General features: G+C 38.6%; 12 protein-coding genes. 3 read left to right on the top strand and 9 right to left on the bottom strand.

Annotated elements, in window-relative coordinates:
* The first annotated feature begins 117 nt into the window (after window positions 1–117).
* Complete coding sequence (locus H5968_RS15830; RefSeq protein WP_187040717.1) at window positions 118–1,023, top strand: polysaccharide deacetylase family protein; 906 nt, start codon at window positions 118–120, stop codon at window positions 1,021–1,023.
* A 363-nt stretch (window positions 1,024–1,386) separates the two neighbouring features.
* On the opposite strand, the gene H5968_RS15825 is transcribed toward H5968_RS15830, so the two are convergent.
* The 9 genes from H5968_RS15825 to H5968_RS15785 all read right to left on the bottom strand — a co-directional run bounded on the left by H5968_RS15825 (window position 1,387) and on the right by H5968_RS15785 (window position 15,711).
* Entirely contained in the window at window positions 1,387–6,069 is a 4,683-nt protein-coding gene (locus H5968_RS15825) for a glutamate synthase-related protein (RefSeq protein ID WP_187040716.1), read from the bottom strand.
* 571 nt (window positions 6,070–6,640) lie between these two features.
* A complete protein-coding gene (locus H5968_RS15820) occupies window positions 6,641–6,841 on the bottom strand; it encodes a zinc ribbon domain-containing protein (protein WP_187040734.1) in 201 nt (66 codons plus the stop codon).
* Between the two features lie 438 nt (window positions 6,842–7,279).
* Window positions 7,280–7,417 (bottom strand): hypothetical protein, encoded by a 138-nt coding sequence (locus H5968_RS15815; RefSeq protein WP_187040715.1) that lies wholly within the window; start codon window positions 7,415–7,417, stop codon window positions 7,280–7,282.
* Between the two features lie 146 nt (window positions 7,418–7,563).
* Complete coding sequence (locus tag H5968_RS15810) at window positions 7,564–10,815, bottom strand: type I restriction endonuclease subunit R (RefSeq protein WP_187040714.1); 3,252 nt, start codon at window positions 10,813–10,815, stop codon at window positions 7,564–7,566.
* Window positions 10,802–11,443 (bottom strand): abortive infection family protein, encoded by a 642-nt coding sequence (locus tag H5968_RS15805; protein WP_137669146.1) that lies wholly within the window; start codon window positions 11,441–11,443, stop codon window positions 10,802–10,804. The genes H5968_RS15810 and H5968_RS15805 overlap by 14 nt, the downstream gene beginning before the upstream one ends.
* On the bottom strand, window positions 11,443–12,624 hold the full coding sequence (locus H5968_RS15800; protein WP_187040713.1) for a restriction endonuclease subunit S: 1,182 nt from the start codon (window positions 12,622–12,624) through the stop codon (window positions 11,443–11,445). The genes H5968_RS15805 and H5968_RS15800 overlap by 1 nt, the downstream gene beginning before the upstream one ends.
* Window positions 12,625–12,703: 79 nt before the next feature.
* Complete coding sequence (locus H5968_RS15795) at window positions 12,704–12,991, bottom strand: DUF2281 domain-containing protein (protein ID WP_255427152.1); 288 nt, start codon at window positions 12,989–12,991, stop codon at window positions 12,704–12,706.
* 68 nt (window positions 12,992–13,059) lie between these two features.
* Entirely contained in the window at window positions 13,060–13,920 is an 861-nt protein-coding gene (locus H5968_RS15790; RefSeq protein WP_187040712.1) for an Rpn family recombination-promoting nuclease/putative transposase, read from the bottom strand.
* 174 nt (window positions 13,921–14,094) lie between these two features.
* Window positions 14,095–15,711 (bottom strand): class I SAM-dependent DNA methyltransferase, encoded by a 1,617-nt coding sequence (locus H5968_RS15785; protein WP_187040711.1) that lies wholly within the window; start codon window positions 15,709–15,711, stop codon window positions 14,095–14,097.
* Between the two features lie 186 nt (window positions 15,712–15,897).
* On the opposite strand from H5968_RS15785, the gene H5968_RS15780 reads away from it, so the two are divergent.
* Window positions 15,898–17,820 carry a phosphodiester glycosidase family protein gene (locus tag H5968_RS15780; protein ID WP_187040710.1) on the top strand — a complete coding sequence of 641 codons (1,923 nt, stop codon included), beginning with the start codon at window positions 15,898–15,900 and terminating at the stop codon, window positions 17,818–17,820.
* 614 nt (window positions 17,821–18,434) lie between these two features.
* Entirely contained in the window at window positions 18,435–18,854 is a 420-nt protein-coding gene (locus tag H5968_RS15775; protein ID WP_096570173.1) for a cupin domain-containing protein, read from the top strand.
* Window positions 18,855–18,956 lie beyond the last annotated feature (102 nt).

The raw sequence follows: 18,956 nt of genomic DNA, 5'->3' as shown, positions 1-18,956 counted from the left end.
CATTGCAGTTTTGATGATTACCAGCACCTAACTGAGTATCTAAACATCTAGAAAAAATGTGTTATGACCTACCGTCAGAAACCTAATTGACGGTTCAACCCTTGAAGGAGCTATGCAGTGGAAAATAATAAGTCATTTTTTTGGCCGCAGGGAATTTTGATTGTATTGCTATGTTTAACTGGTACTTTGGGTATTGGGTTAATGATGCTGGTAACGGCAAATACCTCTGAATCTCAAAATAACCAGCGTATCAACATCAATGAGATTGCGGCTAATACAGGCACTCAGCAGCGAATTGAGAAATTCAAAGCTGCTATGCTTACTACTTGGCAAAAGGAAGCACAAGCAAAAGGTATTATCACTGATGTACCATCACGCTTTCAAGGAGCAACAATTAAATTTGCAACCCTACCTCCAAACCAGAAAGTTATTGCCCTCACCTTTGATGATGGTCCATGGCCAAAAAGCACTGCCCAGGTTCTAGATATTCTCAAAAAAAATAATATTCCAGGTACATTTTTTGTTGTTGGGCAAAATGTAAAAAATTATCCTGATTTAACTAGACGTATAGTTGCTGAAGGCCATTCTATTGCTAATCATACCTGGCATCATTGGTATCATCACATGAACGCCCAAGCCGCAGCTTATGAAGTTGCCAATACCACAGATATTATTTTTAAAACTACAGGGGTGAAATCCGGTTTATTTCGTCCACCTGGTGGAATTATGACTAATGGTGTCGTATCCTACGCCAGAAATAATAAGTATGCAATTATTATGTGGTCATCTGACTCTATAGACTATTCCCGTCCTGCTGTACCTAGACTTATTAACAATATATTCAAATCGGCAAAACCAGGGGGTATTGTTTTAATGCACGACGGTGGAGGCGATCGCACTCACACAGTCCAAGCCTTACCAGAAATTATCAGTAGATTCCGTAAGCAAGGCTATAAATTTGTTACTGTTCCCGAACTCTTGGAAATGCAAGATCAACAGCAACAGTTAGCTGCTATTAAATAATGGACAATTGACAATGAACAATTGACAATTACCTCTCCCTAGAAGGGAGAGGATTGAAAAAACGGAATTTTTTGATTTTTTCCCCTTGAAAGAGGAGGTTTTAAACCTTGAATGAAACAATTGTCAATTATCAATTGTCAATTATCAATTGATAAGAAGTTGCCCCTTGAGGCAGGAGAAAGGAGGCAGGAGGTAAATATTTCTCGTTTTCTCGTTCCCATACTCTGTATGGGAATGAATTTTAGAAGGCTCTGCCTTCAGCCCCACTGAGTCATAAAAGAGGCAGAGCCTCTTTGATCACATTCCCAGTTGGAAACTGGGAACGAGATAAACGAGATAAATGCCCAATGCCCAGTCACCTAACTAAACAGAACTCAACTGTTTACCAGCCTTTTCAGCTTCCACATTAGCTTCTGGACTATCAGCTTCTGAAGGTGGTACAACTTGCCAGAACTTAAGTAAATACTCTGACCAGTTTTGTAAAATTAACTGCGCTTTTGGTGAACTAGTGCGATCGCTATGAGCTTTAATCAAATCATAGAGTTGTTTTGCACCAGCTTCCGTTGCTACACGCTGGATTTTCACAATGGTTTTATTCACCAACTCAGGGAAAGAACCATCTTCATCCAAGAAGTAACCTAACCCCCCAGTCATCCCAGCGCCGACGTTGCGGCCGACTTTACCCAGAACAACAACTACACCACCTGTCATATACTCGCAGCAGTGATCCCCAGCCCCTTCAATAACCGCCGTACCTTTAGAATTACGCACTGCAAAGCGTTCACCCGCTAAACCTCTAGCGAACAACACCCCACCAGTCGCACCATACAGACAGGTATTACCCACAATCACATTTTCGGCTGAGTTGTAAGTCGCATCTGCTGGGGGTTTAATAATAATCTCCCCACCGTGCATCCCCTTACCTACATAGTCGTTAGCTTCCCCATGTAAAGTTAAGGTTAAACCAGGTAAGACAAACGCCCCAAAGCTTTGACCTACACTACCTTGGAAGTTCAAGTTAATTTGACCTTCAAAACCACTATCACCGTATTGAGAAGCAATAGCACCCGCTAACCTTGATCCTACGGTTCTATCAGTATTCACAACTTTGTAAGTCTTGGTGATAGTAGATTGATTTTTGATGGTTGCTTGAATTTCTGCATCCGCTAAAATCTGATCATCTAAAACTGGCCCATTACTGTGAACTTCTTCATGTTCTAACCAGCTACGGTTAGATTTAGCATCTGGTAACTTAGTTAAACAATCTAAATTCACAGATTGGGTTTTTGTTAGCTTGACATCAGAACGCACAGTGAACAGATCCGCCCTACCAGTCAATTCGCTTAAAGAACGATATCCCAGTTTTGCTAACAGACTCCGCACTTCTTCCGCGATGAAGTAGAAGAAGTTCACAACGTGATCAGGAATACCTGTAAAGCGCAGACGCAGTTCTTCTTTCTGAGTCGCTACACCCTTGGGACAGGTGTTTAAATGACACACCCGCGCCATAATACAACCTTCAGCGATCATGGCGATAGAACCGAAACCGAACTCCTCAGCGCCCATTAAAGCAGCGATCAGGACATCCCAGCCACTCTTTAAACCACCATCAACTCTTAAAATTACGCGATCGCGTAACCCATTATCCATCAACACCCGATGCACTTCTGATAATCCAAATTCCCACGGACTACCAGCGTGTTTAATGGAACTCAAAGGAGATGCACCAGTACCGCCATCATGGCCAGAAATCTGGATAATATCAGCGTTAGCTTTTGCTACACCAGCAGCAATCGTACCAATACCGATTTCCGCCACTAACTTCACAGAAACTTGGGCTTTGGGGTTAATTTGATGCAGGTCAAAAATTAACTGCGCTAAATCTTCAATTGAGTAAATATCATGATGGGGAGGGGGTGAAATCAAAGTTACACCAGGTTTAGAACGGCGCAACATGGCAATATAAGGGCTAACCTTGGGACCAGGTAACTGTCCACCTTCACCGGGTTTTGCACCTTGGGCAATTTTGATTTCGATTTGTTTAGCACTGGCTAAATATCCCGGTGTCACACCAAAACGACCAGAAGCGACTTGTTTGATGGCACTGGAAGCAGTATCACCATTTCTCAAACCGTTGAGATGGGGGAGAGTGGGTGAATGTCCGTTTTCGTCAACATCATTTAACACATTGTAACGAACTGGATCTTCCCCACCTTCACCAGAGTTAGATTTCCCACCGATGCGGTTCATGGCGATCGCTAAAGTTTCGTGTGCTTCCCGTGATAAAGCACCCAAAGACATCCCACCAGTACAGAAGCGTTGAGCGATTTCGCTGACAGACTCTACTTCTTCTAAAGGAATAGATGGGCGATCGCTCGCAAAATCCAATAAATCTCTTAAAGCGGTTGCAGGTCTGCTTTTGAGATGCTGTTTATAAACTTCATAATGGTTATACTGCTTACCATCTACAGCCTTATGCAGCGCCTTCACCAGTTCCGGGCTATTACTGTGATATTCACCACCGGGACGATACTGAACAAATCCCAAATTTTCCAACTTCTTAGCGGACAACTCAGGGAAAGCCTTACTATGGAAAGAAAGCACTTCTTGAGCCAGTTCAGCACAACTTAAACCACCGATACGGGAAGTAGTACCCCGGAAAGCTAAATTTAACAAATCGCCACCAATACCGATCGCCTCAAAGATTTGCGCCGCTTGATAGCTAGAAAGCAGGGAAATTCCCATTTTTGAGAGAATTTTCAACAAACCTGATTCTACAGCTTGACGATAATTAGCGATCGCCTGATCCAGAGTAATATTATTCAGCTTACCCCGTTCCCTAAACTGTTGAGTCTTAGGATCAGCCCACCAGTCACGCACCGTATCCAAAGCCATATAAGGACAAACCGCACCCGCACCATAGCCCAACAAACAAGCAAAATGGTGTGTACTCCAACATTGGGCGGTATGCACCACCAAAGAAGTCTTCATCCGCACACCTTCGCGGATCAAATAATGGTGAACTGCACCTACAGCCAACAAAGGCGGAATATAAGTCAAATCAGCACTGATACCCTTTTCACCACTTGGGGCAATCTTATCACTCAAGATCAAAATCTTCGCACCAGCTCGCACCGACTCCGCAGCTTGTTTTTGCAAAGATTCTACCGCCGCCTTCAAACCATCAGGACCTGCATCAATAGAAAACAGAGTTGATAAATCAGCAGTGCCAAAACCAGATAATTTAATCGCTTCTAACTCAGCATCAGTCAAAACAGGCGAATCTAACTTTAATCTTCTCGCGTGTTCTGGTTGCGGATCTAATAAATTACCTCTTTCTCCCAGTTCCACCGTCAAGGACATTACCAATTTTTCTCTTAACGGATCAATAGGTGGGTTTGTTACTTGGGCAAAACGCTGTTTAAAGTAGTTGTACAGCAGATGGGGTTTTTCTGATAAAACCGCCAAAGGAATATCATCACCCATAGAGAAAGTCGGTTCAGCACCAGTATTCGCCATCGGCTGAATAATCATTTCTGCATCTTCGCTAGTGTAACCAAAAGCGATCTGTTGTTGCAGTAAAGTTTGTTTATCGGGTATTTCAGAACTTTCAGTTACATAATGACCATTACCGTTACCATTGCCATTAGCTGATGGTTTTACCAAATCTGACAACTCTTGACGGTATTTTTGCAACCAATCGCCGTAAGGATGTAACTTAGCAATACGTTGTTTAATTTCCCAGTTCTTCAAAATTTCATTGCTGTTTAAATCTACAGCAATCATTTGTCCAGGTCCTAATCTACCTTTTTCGATAATACTGGTTTCTGGGAAATCAACTACACCCGCTTCCGAAGCAACTACGATATAGTCATCATTAGTAATCACGTAACGAGCAGGTCTTAAACCATTTCTATCTAAAGTCGCACCAACTCTTTTACCATCACTAAATACCAACAGCGCCGGACCATCCCAAGCTTCCTGTAAACCACTGTAATATTCATAGAAATCAACAATTTCAGGATGATCTTTTAAAGAAGGTTGATTTTTGTAAGCCTCTGGAACCATCATCATTAAAGCTTCCAAAGGGCTACGTCCTGAACGTACCAATAACTCTAGCACGTTATCAAGAGTCGCAGAATCACTACTTTCAGTATTTACCAAAGGTTTAAATTCTTCAGCGCGTCCTTTCCAAATCCGATGATCTAAAGTAGCTTCCCGCGCCATCATCCAGTTAATGTTACCCAACAGAGTGTTAATTTCCCCATTGTGACCTAGTAACCGCATGGGTTGAGCTAGAGGCCACTTGGGCATGGTGTTGGTACTAAAACGACGATGATAAACAGCAAAGGCACATTTAAAAGCTGGATTTTTTAAATCTTGGTAAAAATCTCCCAATACTGCCGATCGCACCATACCTTTATAAACAATGGTACGGCTGGAAAGGGAGCAGACATAAAATTCTTCAGAAATATTTTTCGCTGCTTTCACCACACGACGACGGGTAAGATACATTTCCCGTTCTAGTTCATCACCGCTTTTATCAGCCGAAGAAAGAAAAACTTGTTCTATGTGGGGTTGGTTTTCTCTTGCTTGTATCCCCAAAACTTCTGGACGTACAGGAACTTTACGCCAACCCAGTACAGTTAAATTTTCTTCTTTTGCTACTTGCTCAAAGATTTCTTTAGCTTTTTTGGCTGATTCCCCATCTTGGGGTAAGAAGATCATTCCTACAGCCATGTTACCAGTATTAGCAACTTTAAATCCTTCTTGTTGCAACAATTCCCAAGGAATCGCCGTCAAAATACCCGCCCCATCTCCAGAGTCTTGATCCGCACTACATCCACCCCGATGTTCTAAACAAGTCAGCGCATCTAAAGCTTTAGCCAAAATTTCATGGTTGGCAATATTGCAGCGATGGGCAATAAAGCCCACACCACAAGCATCCCGTTCTTCAACTAACCATCTTTGACCTTGATAAGTTGACCTATTTTCCATATTTGTCATTGTGATGTTTTGACCCTGATTCAATGATTGATGATTCATATTTTATTCCTGAAAGAATCGTGAAATTGTTGAGTTATGAATGTGACAAATGTTGCTACCGCAAAGAAAAAAATCTAAGATTTAGCGGTCGGGAAATACATAATCACTAAAAATTAAGGGAAAATTAGGGAAAAAAAATTTTAACTTGAGGTTTACATTTCTGCTCACCCCTGTTAAAATAGCCGCGTTATTTTTTTAAGTGTTTATGCACCGCACTTTTAGAAGAAGTACCTTGATCTAGATAATTTGCTTTCCCTGACATTACGTTTATTACGTTTATTTAGATAGTGAAGCTTGGTGTTTTTTAATCCCCTTTTAGCCAGATATAGGCCATTTGTTCAGGATCACCATTTGGGATTTACCTGAGATTTAATTGCAAAAGAACATACCGCTATCTTTTGTCCAGCAATTTTCCTATTGCAGCAACAAGCACAGCGTATTACAAAATATAACACTATATGCCGTTATGTAAACCGCTATATAAAACCTACTCAAATATACTTTGAGGTTAGTTTACTTCTTGCTTCATCTTGGTAATGTCGGCACTACCCCATTCACAGGCAAACACTGCCTAACTGATAGTTTTTAAGAGAATAATAACTGCGTTTAAATTCCTGTCAAATTCAAATCCACAGTTATCACACTTAAACACCCTTTCACTTAAAGAGAGAGTTTCTTTTTTTACAACACTATTTCTCTGTTTGAGAACTAGGAAACTATCTAGGGGTTGCTGAGAAAGTCTTTCCGTGAGGGCATAGGAGTCAGGAGTCAGGAGTCAGGAGTCAGGAGGAGATTTGAAAATTTCTTTGCCATCTCTTGAAATCCCAAAAAATGCACACTTTTTCCGGTATACCCTTCAAAACCCTTGCACTAATTTCTGTGTTTATCAGCCTCTAACCTTTGATATATCAAGGTTTTAGGTTTATTCAGCAAACCCTATCTATCAATAATCAATGTCACATTGGTAGGGTGCATCAGATATCAACAATTTATTGATTTACTGGATTTATGCAGTTTAAAGCACCATAAGACATATTTTTGGTGTGACACTTGCGTAAGGTCTAAATCAGTTAGAACCCCTATTATAAACCGTTTCTCTAAAAGTGTGATTGAGATGTGTTATTGAGAACTGTGAGTGTTGGTAGTTTTAGCGGGATGATTGGTGAATGGTTTTTCAATAGATAAATAGGGAACATACATATTATCACCTTTATTGACTAAAAAAATTACAATTTTTTAAGATTCCCTGATAATTGGGGACTGGTGACTGGTGACTGGGGACTGGTGACTGGTGACTGGTGACTGGTGACTGGTGAATTTTAATCAGTTCTGTGTCTTGACTGTCCATCTGGGTTTGTCAACTCTCCTAGTGGACAATTTTAGTTTGTCCAGTCACTCGGTGGACAAAAATTTTGTCAGGTTGTCCAGTAGACAAATAAAGCGACTTAACCAAGATTAGCGATCGCCTGGAGTGGTAGAATACAGATAACTTTTTCAGCAAACCTTAAATAATTTAGCTTGTTCTAACACCAATTCTGTAGCCAAAGCTTGCATATCAGGAGGATAACCATACTCCCTTAATAACCTTTTTACAATGACTTTCATTCTCGCTCTGACATTTTCTTTAATATTCCAGTCAATGCTGGCGTTTTTTTGGATTCTTTGCACTAAAACAATAGCTAATTCTCGCAGTTTATCTACTCCCATGACATCCCTAGCACTGTCATTTTCAGCTAAAGCATCATAAAAAGCCAGTTCATAATTAGATAAACCTAATTCTTCCCCCCGTTGGTCGGCTTTGGTAACTTCCTTAGCTATATTAATCAGTTCTTCAATTACTTCTGCTGCACTGATAACCCGGTTTTGATATTTTCTCAGGGTATTTTCTAATAATTCTTTTAAACTCCGACTTTGCACTAAATTAGTTTTTTGACGGGTGCTAATTTCATCATTGAGGAGTTTTTTCAAGAGTTCCACAGCCAGGTTTTTATGTTCTAAACCTCTAATTTCTGCCATGAAGCTATCAGAAAGAATAGAAATATCTGGTTTTTTAATTCCCGCCGCATCAAAAATATCTATTACTCCTGCTGATACTAATGCCTGGTCTACTACTTGTTTAATAGCTGTGGAAATATCATGATAAGAAAGTCCATTACTGTTACTATCAAATTTTTGTAATCTGGCTTTTACAGCTTGAAAAAATGATACCTGTGCAGCTACATTCATCGCTGCTGCTGAGGGAACAGCTAAAGCAAAGGCTTGAGACAGTGCAGTAACTTCTTGATTAAATCTGTCCTTACCATTTTCTAAACTTAATATATGTTCCTCAGCTTCTAAAATAATTTGCAGTTTCCGTCCAGTGTCACTACTAAAATATTCACTATAAGCACAACCAGCCATTAATTGTTCTACTATTTCTAATTTAGTCAACATTAAATTAATAGCCGCTTCTTGGTCTAATGTAGGTTCTCCCTTGCCACCGCTTTCTGCATAAAAAGCTAGGGCTTCTCTCAAGTCATTTCCTATTCCTAAATAGTCAACTATTAACCCCCCTGGTTTATCTAAATAAACACGGTTTACCCTGGCTATGGCTTGCATGAGGTTATGGCCTTTCATGGGTTTGTCAATGTACAGAGTATGCAAACAGGGGGCATCAAACCCGGTTAACCACATATCACAAACTATTACTAGCTGTAGTGAGTCCTGGGGGTCTTTGAGTCTGCCAGCTAAAATACTCCGTTCTCGTTTGCTGGTGTGGTGTTTAGCCATTTCTGCACCATCACTAGCACTAGCAGTCATGACTACTTTTATTGTTCCCTGGTCCAGTTGGTTACTGTGCCACTCAGGACGTAGGTTAATTATTTCTTGGTAAAGTTGCACAGCAATAGCACGGCTAAAGGTAACTATCATACCTTTACCAAAAAATACCTGTTGCCTGGTTTCAAAGTGTTGGATGATATCTTGGGCAATGGTTTCTAGTCTTTGGGTTGCACCGATGACGGCTTCTAATTTGGTGCGTTGGGCTTTGGCTTGTTGGACGTTTTCACCTTCTCCTAGTCCTTCTAAGTCTTCATCTAGTTCTGCTAATAATTGTTTTCCGGTTTCGTCTAGGTCTATTTTTACCAGTCGGCTTTCGTAGTAAATAGGAACTGTTGCCCCGTCTGTGACGGCTTGGGCAATATCATAAATGTCTATGTAGTCTCCAAAGACGGCGGGGGTATTTTGATCTGTTTTTTCTACTGGTGTTCCCGTAAAACCGACAAAGGTAGCATTAGGTAAGGCATCACGAATATATTTAGCGAAACCATAGCGGGTTTGTTTACCAATAATTACGCCGTTTTCATCTTTGATATCAATTTCTCTGGCTTTGAAACCGTACTGGCTACGGTGTGCCTCATCTGCTAAAACAACGATGTTAGCACGGGGGGAAATGAGGGGATAAATAGTTTCTCCCTCTTGGGGTGAGAATTTCTGGACTGTGGTAAAGACGATACCACCGGAGGCGACGTTTAAAAGTTCTTGTACCTGTGGGCGGTTTTCTGCTTGTTGGGGTTCTTGTCTCAGGAGTTGACGGGATGCTGCAAAGGTATCAAATAATTGGTCGTCTAGGTCGTTACGGTCGGTTAATACGACGATGGTAGGGTTATCTAGGGTTAATACCAGTTTTCCGGTTAAGAATACCATTGATAAGGATTTACCACTGCCTTGGGTATGCCACAGTACGCCACCTTTTCTAGTTTGATGATAATTATTTTCTGGGGTTAATTCCTGATTTATTTCTACGGGTTGGTTTACAGCTTGAATATCTTTTTTTTGTGTGGGTAATTCCTGAGTTATTTCTACGGGTTGGTTTACAGCTTGAATGACTCTATCAACGGCTTTGTTTACGGCGTAATATTGATGATATGCTGCTATTTTTTTAATGGTTTTGATGGTGGTAATTTTGGTTTGGGGGTGTTCTTGTTTGGTTTTTTCAAATACGGTAAAGTGACGAATAAAATCTAATAATGTGGTTTTATTACATAGTCCTTTAATTACGGTTTCTATTTCAATTTCTTTTCCGGCTGGGGGTTCGTTTTTTTCAGAAAGTTTCCATTTCAAGAACCGGGAGAAGTCAGCAGATAATGAACCTACACGGGCTTCTAAACCGTCGGCAATTATTAAGAAGGCGTTATAGGTAAATAAGCTGGGGATTTCGGCTTTATATGTTCCTAGTTGATTAAATGCTTTTTCTATGGTGGCTTTTTCGTCTGTGGGGTTTTTTAGTTCTATGACTACTAAGGGTAAGCCGTTAATAAATAAGATGATATCTGGACGGCGGTTATGGTTATTTTCAATGATGGTAAATTGATTAACTGCTAAAAATTCGTTATTTTCTGGGTTTTGAAAATCAATTAACCAGACTTTATCACCTCTGGTAATTCCGTCTAATTGATATTCTATATCTATTCCTTCTGTCAGGTATTTATGGAAGGTTTCGTTATTATTAATTAAGTCGGGACTGCTAATGGTGGTAATGATGCGTTGTGCTTGTTCTCTGGCTTCTAGGGGGATGTGGGGGTTAATGGTGTTAATGGCATGGGTGAGGCGGTTTTTGAGGATAACATCATCATATTTTTGGCGTTCTAACTGGCGTTCTGGTTTGTCGCTGTCAGGGGCAATAGTAGCAGCGTTTATATGTTCATATCCTAAGTTAGTTAGGAAGCTAATAACAAAGTTTTCGATTTTTTCTTCAGTTAGTTTCATTTTGACTACCTAGATATTCTTGATATTTAGTTTGATAAGCTATTTTATCTATTAAAAATAGAGTTTCACTGGTTGCGTAAAAAAGTCCTGCAATATTGGCATTTCCGTATTCTGTATCAAGATAAAGATTAAAGTCTTCAAAATCTGTAAACAATATTTCTTTTTCTTGTTGTTTCCGTGGGTGTTCAATCTCATAATATTTGATTAAAAAACAAGCAATTAATTCTACAGAACTAATTAAAAAATAAGCAGTTAATTCTTCAATTTGATTATCCTTACTCGTTAAAAGGCTTTGCCCATGAGATGATGTATCTATTCTATTTCTTAATTCCCCAAGATTTTGTGACGCTGTTATCAGTCCACTGCCAAATGTTGCCACTCCATTAGTGAGATTAATATTTAATGTTTTAATAGTTTCTGTTACTAACTTATTTACACTATCATTTGTTTTATATTCATAAGTTTTCTGTTCATCAAGAATCGTTTTACATATACTTTCTATCAGTGCTTTTGCATTTCCTATAGCTGAGGGAAAATCAAAGGTTTTAAAATACTCGATTTTTTCGACATAATCTTTTAAACCTTGCCACCTGTGGTATTGCTGTATTAACTCTTTTAATTTTTCCATTATTCTTTAATCCTGATTTGTCCACTCATTAATTTTGGTAGAAGTGTATCACGGGTTTTTGCTAAAATTTGGATTTGTTCTCCATTTACTTCTTTTTTTAATAAAACTTGGCTAAAAACTCCTGATGCTCTTTCCATTATCTCTTGTTTAGGAATTAATACTTCACATTTATATAATTCTGATTGTTTAATTCCTTGAACAGTTGAACCAGTACCCCTACGTTTTATTAATGATTGACCTAAAGGACTGGCTAACCAATAGTTAAAATAAGAAGGTGAAATAATTTCTGGATTTGCTCTTAAAGCAAATACTCTTTGGGCTGGATAATAATTAGTATTTTTAGCAATATAAAATAATTCTCCTAAAGGGGCTTCAGATGTCATAATAATATCGCCAACTTCTAATTTTTCTGAGGAATCAAATAATTCCAAGGCAACATAATTAAAACTATCTTGATTAATTAAAAAACCTCCTTTCACAAACTTTGCGCTTAATGCCGGAATTCCACTTTCAAAAAATTGGGGAGTTTTACCCCTATTGTCTATTAAATGTTTTAAACATTCTTGAAAAATTAAAACCTTCCAACCTGCGGGAATATCGCCTAATTCAGAAGGAGACATTGCACCCCCAGAGGACTTGTAAGGTTTACCCTCTTCATTGGGAAATTCAAAATCAATAAACCAATGCTTAAATAGGGTTTGTGCTATCTTTTCTATGGTTTCGTTTTGTCGTCTGAGGTTGTCTATTTTGGCATCTAAACAAGATAAAACAGCCGCTATTCTTTTTTGTTCTTCGGGAGATTTAGGAATACTTACTTCAAGTGTATGAATATGATTTCTGTTAAGAGTTGGATTTGCTGAACCACAATCATATTGTTCAAATTTAAGGGTCTTTAGAAAATAATACGCAAACTTTGGATGGTTTTTATGAAAATCTTTCACCCATAAAGTTGTATCTGTTGGACAAAAATCAGTATCACAATAAAAAACAGAACCTAATGTTCCTTTTCGGACTATTATTACACCTGGTGCTTTAACTTTAAACTGGTCATGCTTTCCTCCAAAACCTGATGAAAAGATAACATCATATAATCCATCTTCTTCCATATCTCGTTTTACAATATCAAAACCACGCTGAAATGTTATAAACTTTTCTAATTCTATTTTTTGCCACTCACTCATAAATCACCCTACCTTAACTAAATCAACAAAACCAATTTTATATTATTTATAGTCTAATAAAATAAAAAATTATCTGCGTTTATCTGCGTCCATCAGCGTTCAAACTTCCAAAAGTATCATCATCAATACTTTCTAAATCCACCCTTTGTCTAAAGTCTTGTAAAGCTGACCAAAAATCATTAACCTCTTGAGTCTCTGTGAAAACTTCTTGATTCCCAGATATAGCAACTGGTATTTTAGCTGATAATTTATACTTGAGAAATTGAATAAAATCTAAAACCTCCTGTTGTTTATCTGTGGGTAATTCTCGAAAGTTTTCTAAAACTGCTTGTTCCAGAGTCATAATTTTACCTCTACTACTTTGCATAACTTGAACCTCTGATATGAATAATTAAATTAAGGGTTTAGCACTGCTAAACCCCTACAATAAATCAATTAATCTTGCAATTGACTTAACCAAATCTGTACATCTTGTAAACTGGTAAAATCTAACAACGCTTCACCCAGATTTTCTAAATTAGTCAAAGATAACTTAGCAATATTATTTATTACTTCCTCCGGTAATTCTCCAAACCGTTTAGTTAACAGTCGAATGACTAAATTTAAAGCAGTTTCCTGTCTTCCTTCTTGTCTTCCTTCTTCTCGTCCTTCTTGCTTAATTTCTTGGTAAGCGCGACTTCTTTCTAATGATATTCCCAACATGACTTGAACCTCCCGTAAAGTCAGATTTTCAAACCTATACATCATTGTTGTAGTAATCATTTCTAAAATCATCTCATTTGATGAATTTTCTTGATTACTTCTTGTTAATAAATACCTAGCTGCTGCTGGTGCTTGACTTTCTTTTAAAGTCGTCAGTACCATTAACCCTACCCATACAGGTAATTGTTGAATATCTCCCAATTCATCTAAATATATTCTATGAATTTGTTCGCTATTTAGCAATCCACGATGGGGGTAAATATCACTTTGTTCTATATTGCGAGATGGATATATGATAACTGCTTGCCAGTCACTAAATCTAGAACGGTTACGGTAGAAATATAAATGAGATTCTGCAAATACTCTCTCATAAAGTTGTTCATCTCTTTGAAACTGCACCTCACAGAAATAAACAGTACCAGGACTTTGATTTTCTGGAGGTAAAAACACCCCGTCAATTTCAAATTTAGGTTCTTTAACTGCGACGGAATCAAATCTATAAGCATCTGCATTTTTTGGTGGTTTGTCTAATAGTTGAAATAATACAGATGGATATTGTTGAAAAAGTTTATAAAAAATAGAGTCTCTACGCATTCATAACATCCCTGATTATTTTATTAATTAATTGAATTAGAGGTTGTTTCAGAAGTTTCAAAATTTACTGAAATACCTCTCTCCAAACCTCTATCCTACGAGGAGAGAGGCTTTGAAACCCCCATTCCCTTGTAGGAAAGGGGTAAAAGGGGGGTTAGGTCTATCTTATATTTTTTAATCAATTCTAAACCCCACCTTGGCTAACTGTTCCTTAATCTCCTTATCTAAATCTTCCCCCTCTCGCATTTGTTCCCCCAACTCCAGGGTTAACTTCTCCATCAATTCCTGAAATGATTCTCCATCATCTTCCACATCAGGTATACCCACATACCGCCCCGGTGTTAAGACAAAATTATGTTTTTTAATATCCTCAATAGTTGCTGACTTACAAAAACCTTTGATATCTTGATAATTCCCCTTCTCTAGTTTCCATTGATGGTAAGTATCAGCAATTTTATTAATATCATTATCAGTTAAAATCCGATTCCGGCGATTTATCATTTCTCCCATTTCGGAAGCATCAATAAATAACACCTCACCCTTACGACTGCGGTTTTTATTCCCATTCTGTTTAACATTTTTATAACGACTAATAAACCACAAACAAGCCGGAATCCCAGTATTATAAAATAACTGAGTTGGTAACATGACAATACAATCTACTAAGTCAGCTTCTACTAATTTCTGTCTAATATCTCCCTCTCCTCCAGTATTGGAAGATAACGAACCGTTAGACAAGACAAAACCAGCACTTCCTGTAGGTGCTAAATGATAAATAAAATGCTGTACCCAAGCAAAGTTAGCATTACCTACGGGGGGTTTACCATATACCCAGCGTCCATCATTTTGTAATAATTCCCCTCCCCAGTCACTATCATTAAAGGGAGGGTTAGCTAAGATAAAATCGGCTTTTAAATCTGGGTGTCCATTATTTAAAAATGACCCCTCATTATTCCATCTAATTTGAGAAGTATCTATCCCCCGAATTGCCAAATTCATCTTACATAAACGCCAGGTGGTTTCGTTGCTTTCTTGTCCATAAATAGAAATGTTGTCAACCTTTCCCTGGTGTGCTTCGATAAACTTCTCACTCCAAACAAACATTCCCCCCGAACCACAGCAAGGGTCAAATACTCTCCCAGAATAGGGTTCTATCATTATTACTAATAATTTAACAATACTTTCTGGGGTGTAAAATTGTCCTCCTTTGCGTCCTTCTAATAAGGCAAATTCTCCTAAGAAATATTCATAAACTTGTCCTAAAACATCACCTTTTAGTTTTACTGCATTCTGTTCTAAGTCTAAATCTAGTTGTTCAACATTGCTTTTTTCATCTTTAACTAATTTACAACTACCAATTAAATCTATTAAACTTCCTAATGAGGCTTTATCTAATTTCTGTTGAGCGTAAACTTTCGGTAAAATTCCTTTTAATTGGGTGTTTTCTGTCTCAATAATAATCATTGCCTCATCTACAAACTTACCAATTTCTGGCTGTTTAGCTTTGGCTTGTAAATAAGACCATCTAGCATTTTCTGGGACAAAAAACACATTTTCGGCTATATATTCATCTTTATCTTCTGGGTCTGCACCTGCATAAATTCCTTCACCCTCTATTAATTTTTGGTGTAATTCCTCAAAGGAATCGGAAATATATTTTAAGAAGATTAACCCTAAAACAACGTGCTTATATTCGGCTGCGTCCATGTTTTTGCGTAGCTTGTCCGCCGACTTCCACAGCTTTTGTTCTAAGGTTTCGTTATCGGTTTTAGTGGTTTTTACTTTAGCCATGAGTGAATAAATATAAAATTAAAGGTAGATTAATCTGTAATACTCGTAAAAGTGCTTATTTGGGACAATGGACTAATTTAAACTGGTTTGTATAAATATATCAAGGAAAATAGCAAAACTTTTGCTGATATTTGGATCGTTCCCTGTTCCCTATTCCCCATTCCCCAAAACTGACGAATAGTAAAAATGCTCATGATCGAAATGAACAAACTGCGATTTTTCCTCTACTCTGTGTCTTCAATGCTAGTAACAGCACTTAGTTTACTTATTGCTGATACTACTAACGCTCAACTATCTCCCATCCGTTCTCAATCTCTCCCCCTGATGATTTCTCAACTACCAACACTATTATCAGGTAATCAAATTTTTCTCAATGGTAAAACTTTACCAGGTGCTTGGATACAACAACCAGGAACGTCGGGAACTGTAAGCACTTATGTTAGTGATGCTGCACTCAGGCAATTAATAGGCATAGATTTATTAAATACCACTAATCCTGAACTGCAACCAATAGACTGGTTTTCTGCATCATCTTCCACCCTCAAAGCTAAATTTTCTCCTGGATATCGTTATTTAGATATTTCTAATTTTGCCCAAACCAACGGCTGGCAAATCCAAGTTAACGGAAATCAGTTAGTAATTTCTACCCCTCCTGCGAAAATCAATAATATTCGTCAGGGGAAAAGACCTACAGGCGATCGCCTAGTCTTTGATTTAGATCGTCCCACACCTTGGAAAGCTGCACCAGGTCAAATTATTAGAAAATCAGCAGATCCCAAAAATCTCAGTTCTACACCTCCAGCACCACCCAACCGAGAATGGATCATCACCCTAGATAGTACGGCTGATAATGGCTTAATTCAACGTTATCCACCCCAAGCCCCAACTACACCACCAGACCAAACAAAACAACTACCAACCACACCAGACCCAGACGCACTGATTCAAAAAGTGGAAATGGTAAATAATCAAACTAGGATTACTCTCAGTGTTCCCTTTGGGTCATCTCCCCAAATTACTACACTGCCTAACCCTAATCGTTTAGTCGTTGACATTATCCCAGATGCTTTAGTAGCAAGAGATATAACCTGGAATCAGGGATTACGCTGGCAACAAAGATTTATAAATGTAGGTCAGGATAGGTTTCCCGTCGTTTGGCTAGAAATTAACCCCCGTCAAGCTGGGTTAACTTTAAAACCAATATCTTCTAGTCTGGACAGTCAAACAGGTATAGCACCCTTAATCCAAACAGCACAACGGGATTTAGCAGTAGCAGGAATTAATGGTGGTTATTTTAACCGCAATAATAAATTACCACTAGGGGCAGTTAAAAGAGACAATCAATGGTTATCAGGACCCATACTTAATAGGGGTGCGATCGCCTGGAATAACAACGGAGAATTTTATTTTGGTCGTCTCACTTTAAACGAAACTTTAAACACCAGTAATAACCAAACCCTACCCATACTCTTCCTGAACAGTGCCTACGTACAAAACGGCATCGCTCGTTATACACCCACCTGGGGACAAACTTACACACCCCTACTAGATAACGAAATTATCCTCACAGTTCAAAATAACCAAATCACCAACCAAACACCAGGAGGTAAAGCAGGTGTCACATCTGTTACCATCCCCAGAGACGGCTACCTCCTCACTTTACGGGGTACTGCTACCAGCAACGCCGCAAAATTATCTATTGGCACAAAAGTTAACATTACCAGTTCCACTAACTCTGCTAACTTTAACCGTTACCCCCATATTATCGGCGCAGGTCCGCTTTTAATCCAAAACCGCCAAATAGTCCTCGATGCTCAAAGTGAGAAATTTAGCAATGCCTTTATCATCGAAAGAGCCGCCCGCAGTGCCATTTGTACCACCAGTACAGGTAATTTAATCATAGCAGCAGTCCACAACCGCGCCGGAGGACTAGGACCCACCTTAGCAGAACACGCCCAATTAATGCAGGTCATGGGATGTGTTAACGCCCTCAACCTCGACGGTGGTAGTTCCACAAGTTTATACTTGGGAGGGCAATTACTCGACCGTTCACCAAATACAGCCGCCCGTGTTCATAACGGTATAGGTATCTTTATTAACCATAGATAAACGGTCAATCCCACGTAAAAAATGCAAAATTTTCAATAATATTTCTGAATAGATATTATTAAGTTTTGCATTTACATATTGTCGCAGGATAATAAACTTGTTCATATTTAGGGCTTACTGAATAAAGATGAAAAGATTACAGGTAAAGGGTCTTAGCCTGCTGGAACTTAAAAAAGTGCGAGCTTTTACGAGGTAGAAACTTAAAAACCTTGCATTTAATTCTTACTCAAAGGAAAAATCGTTCCCATCCAACTCTTGAAACTGTCACCTGTCATCACGACAAGACTTTTTCAGCAAACCCTATTTAAAGTTGAGAATAAGTTAATATTTCATTCATGAAGAATTAATGTAGAAAGCTGATTTTGAATAATTAAGGGGTACTTGATCGGAGTTATCTTTGCTATGGTAATAACAGTGAAATTAATGGATTAATTTTATTTCTTAAAAAGTTCATTAAATTTTTTCACTAAATCAGGACTTATGCAAAACAGAACCAAAGTAGGGGTAATTCATGAATTACCCCTACGCAAGAATCAGGTTTTTATTCCAATCTTGCGTAAGTCCTATAAATATTAAGAATCTTAAAATTTTGTACATTGTACAACGAGGTCATTATGGCTCAACTTACTGAAAAAGTCACAAATAATACACTATCTTTAAGTGCAAGCATTAGCACAAAAGGAATAGCAGCCAGTGAAATGCGTCCTTGGGGTTCGTTTACAGTTTTAGAAGAAGGTAAAGGTTATAAAATTAAACGTATTGAAGTTAAACCAGGACATCGCCTCAGTTTGCAAATGCACCATCACCGCAGTGAACACTGGATAGTTGTTTCCGGTACTGCTAAAGTCGTGTGTGGTGAGAGTGAAATTTTACTCAGTAACAATCAATCAACCTACGTACCACAATGTACAGTTCATCGTTTAGAAAATCCGGGTGTTATTCCCTTGGTTTTGATAGAAGTTCAAAACGGCGAATATTTAGGAGAAGATGATATTATTCGCTACCAAGATGACTACGCTCGTAGTGATAAGTGACTGGTGACTGGTGACTGGTGACTGGTGACTGGTGACTGGTGATTGGTGACTGGTGATTGGTGACTGGGGACTGGGGACTGGGGTAACCTCCCTTTCTTCCCC

It is taken from the genome of Sphaerospermopsis sp. LEGE 00249, assembly GCF_014299995.1.
In the GTDB taxonomy this organism is placed as follows: domain Bacteria; phylum Cyanobacteriota; class Cyanobacteriia; order Cyanobacteriales; family Nostocaceae; genus Sphaerospermopsis; species Sphaerospermopsis kisseleviana.
Note: the sequence above shows the minus strand (reverse complement) of the source record. Positions and strands in the feature narration are given on the sequence as shown.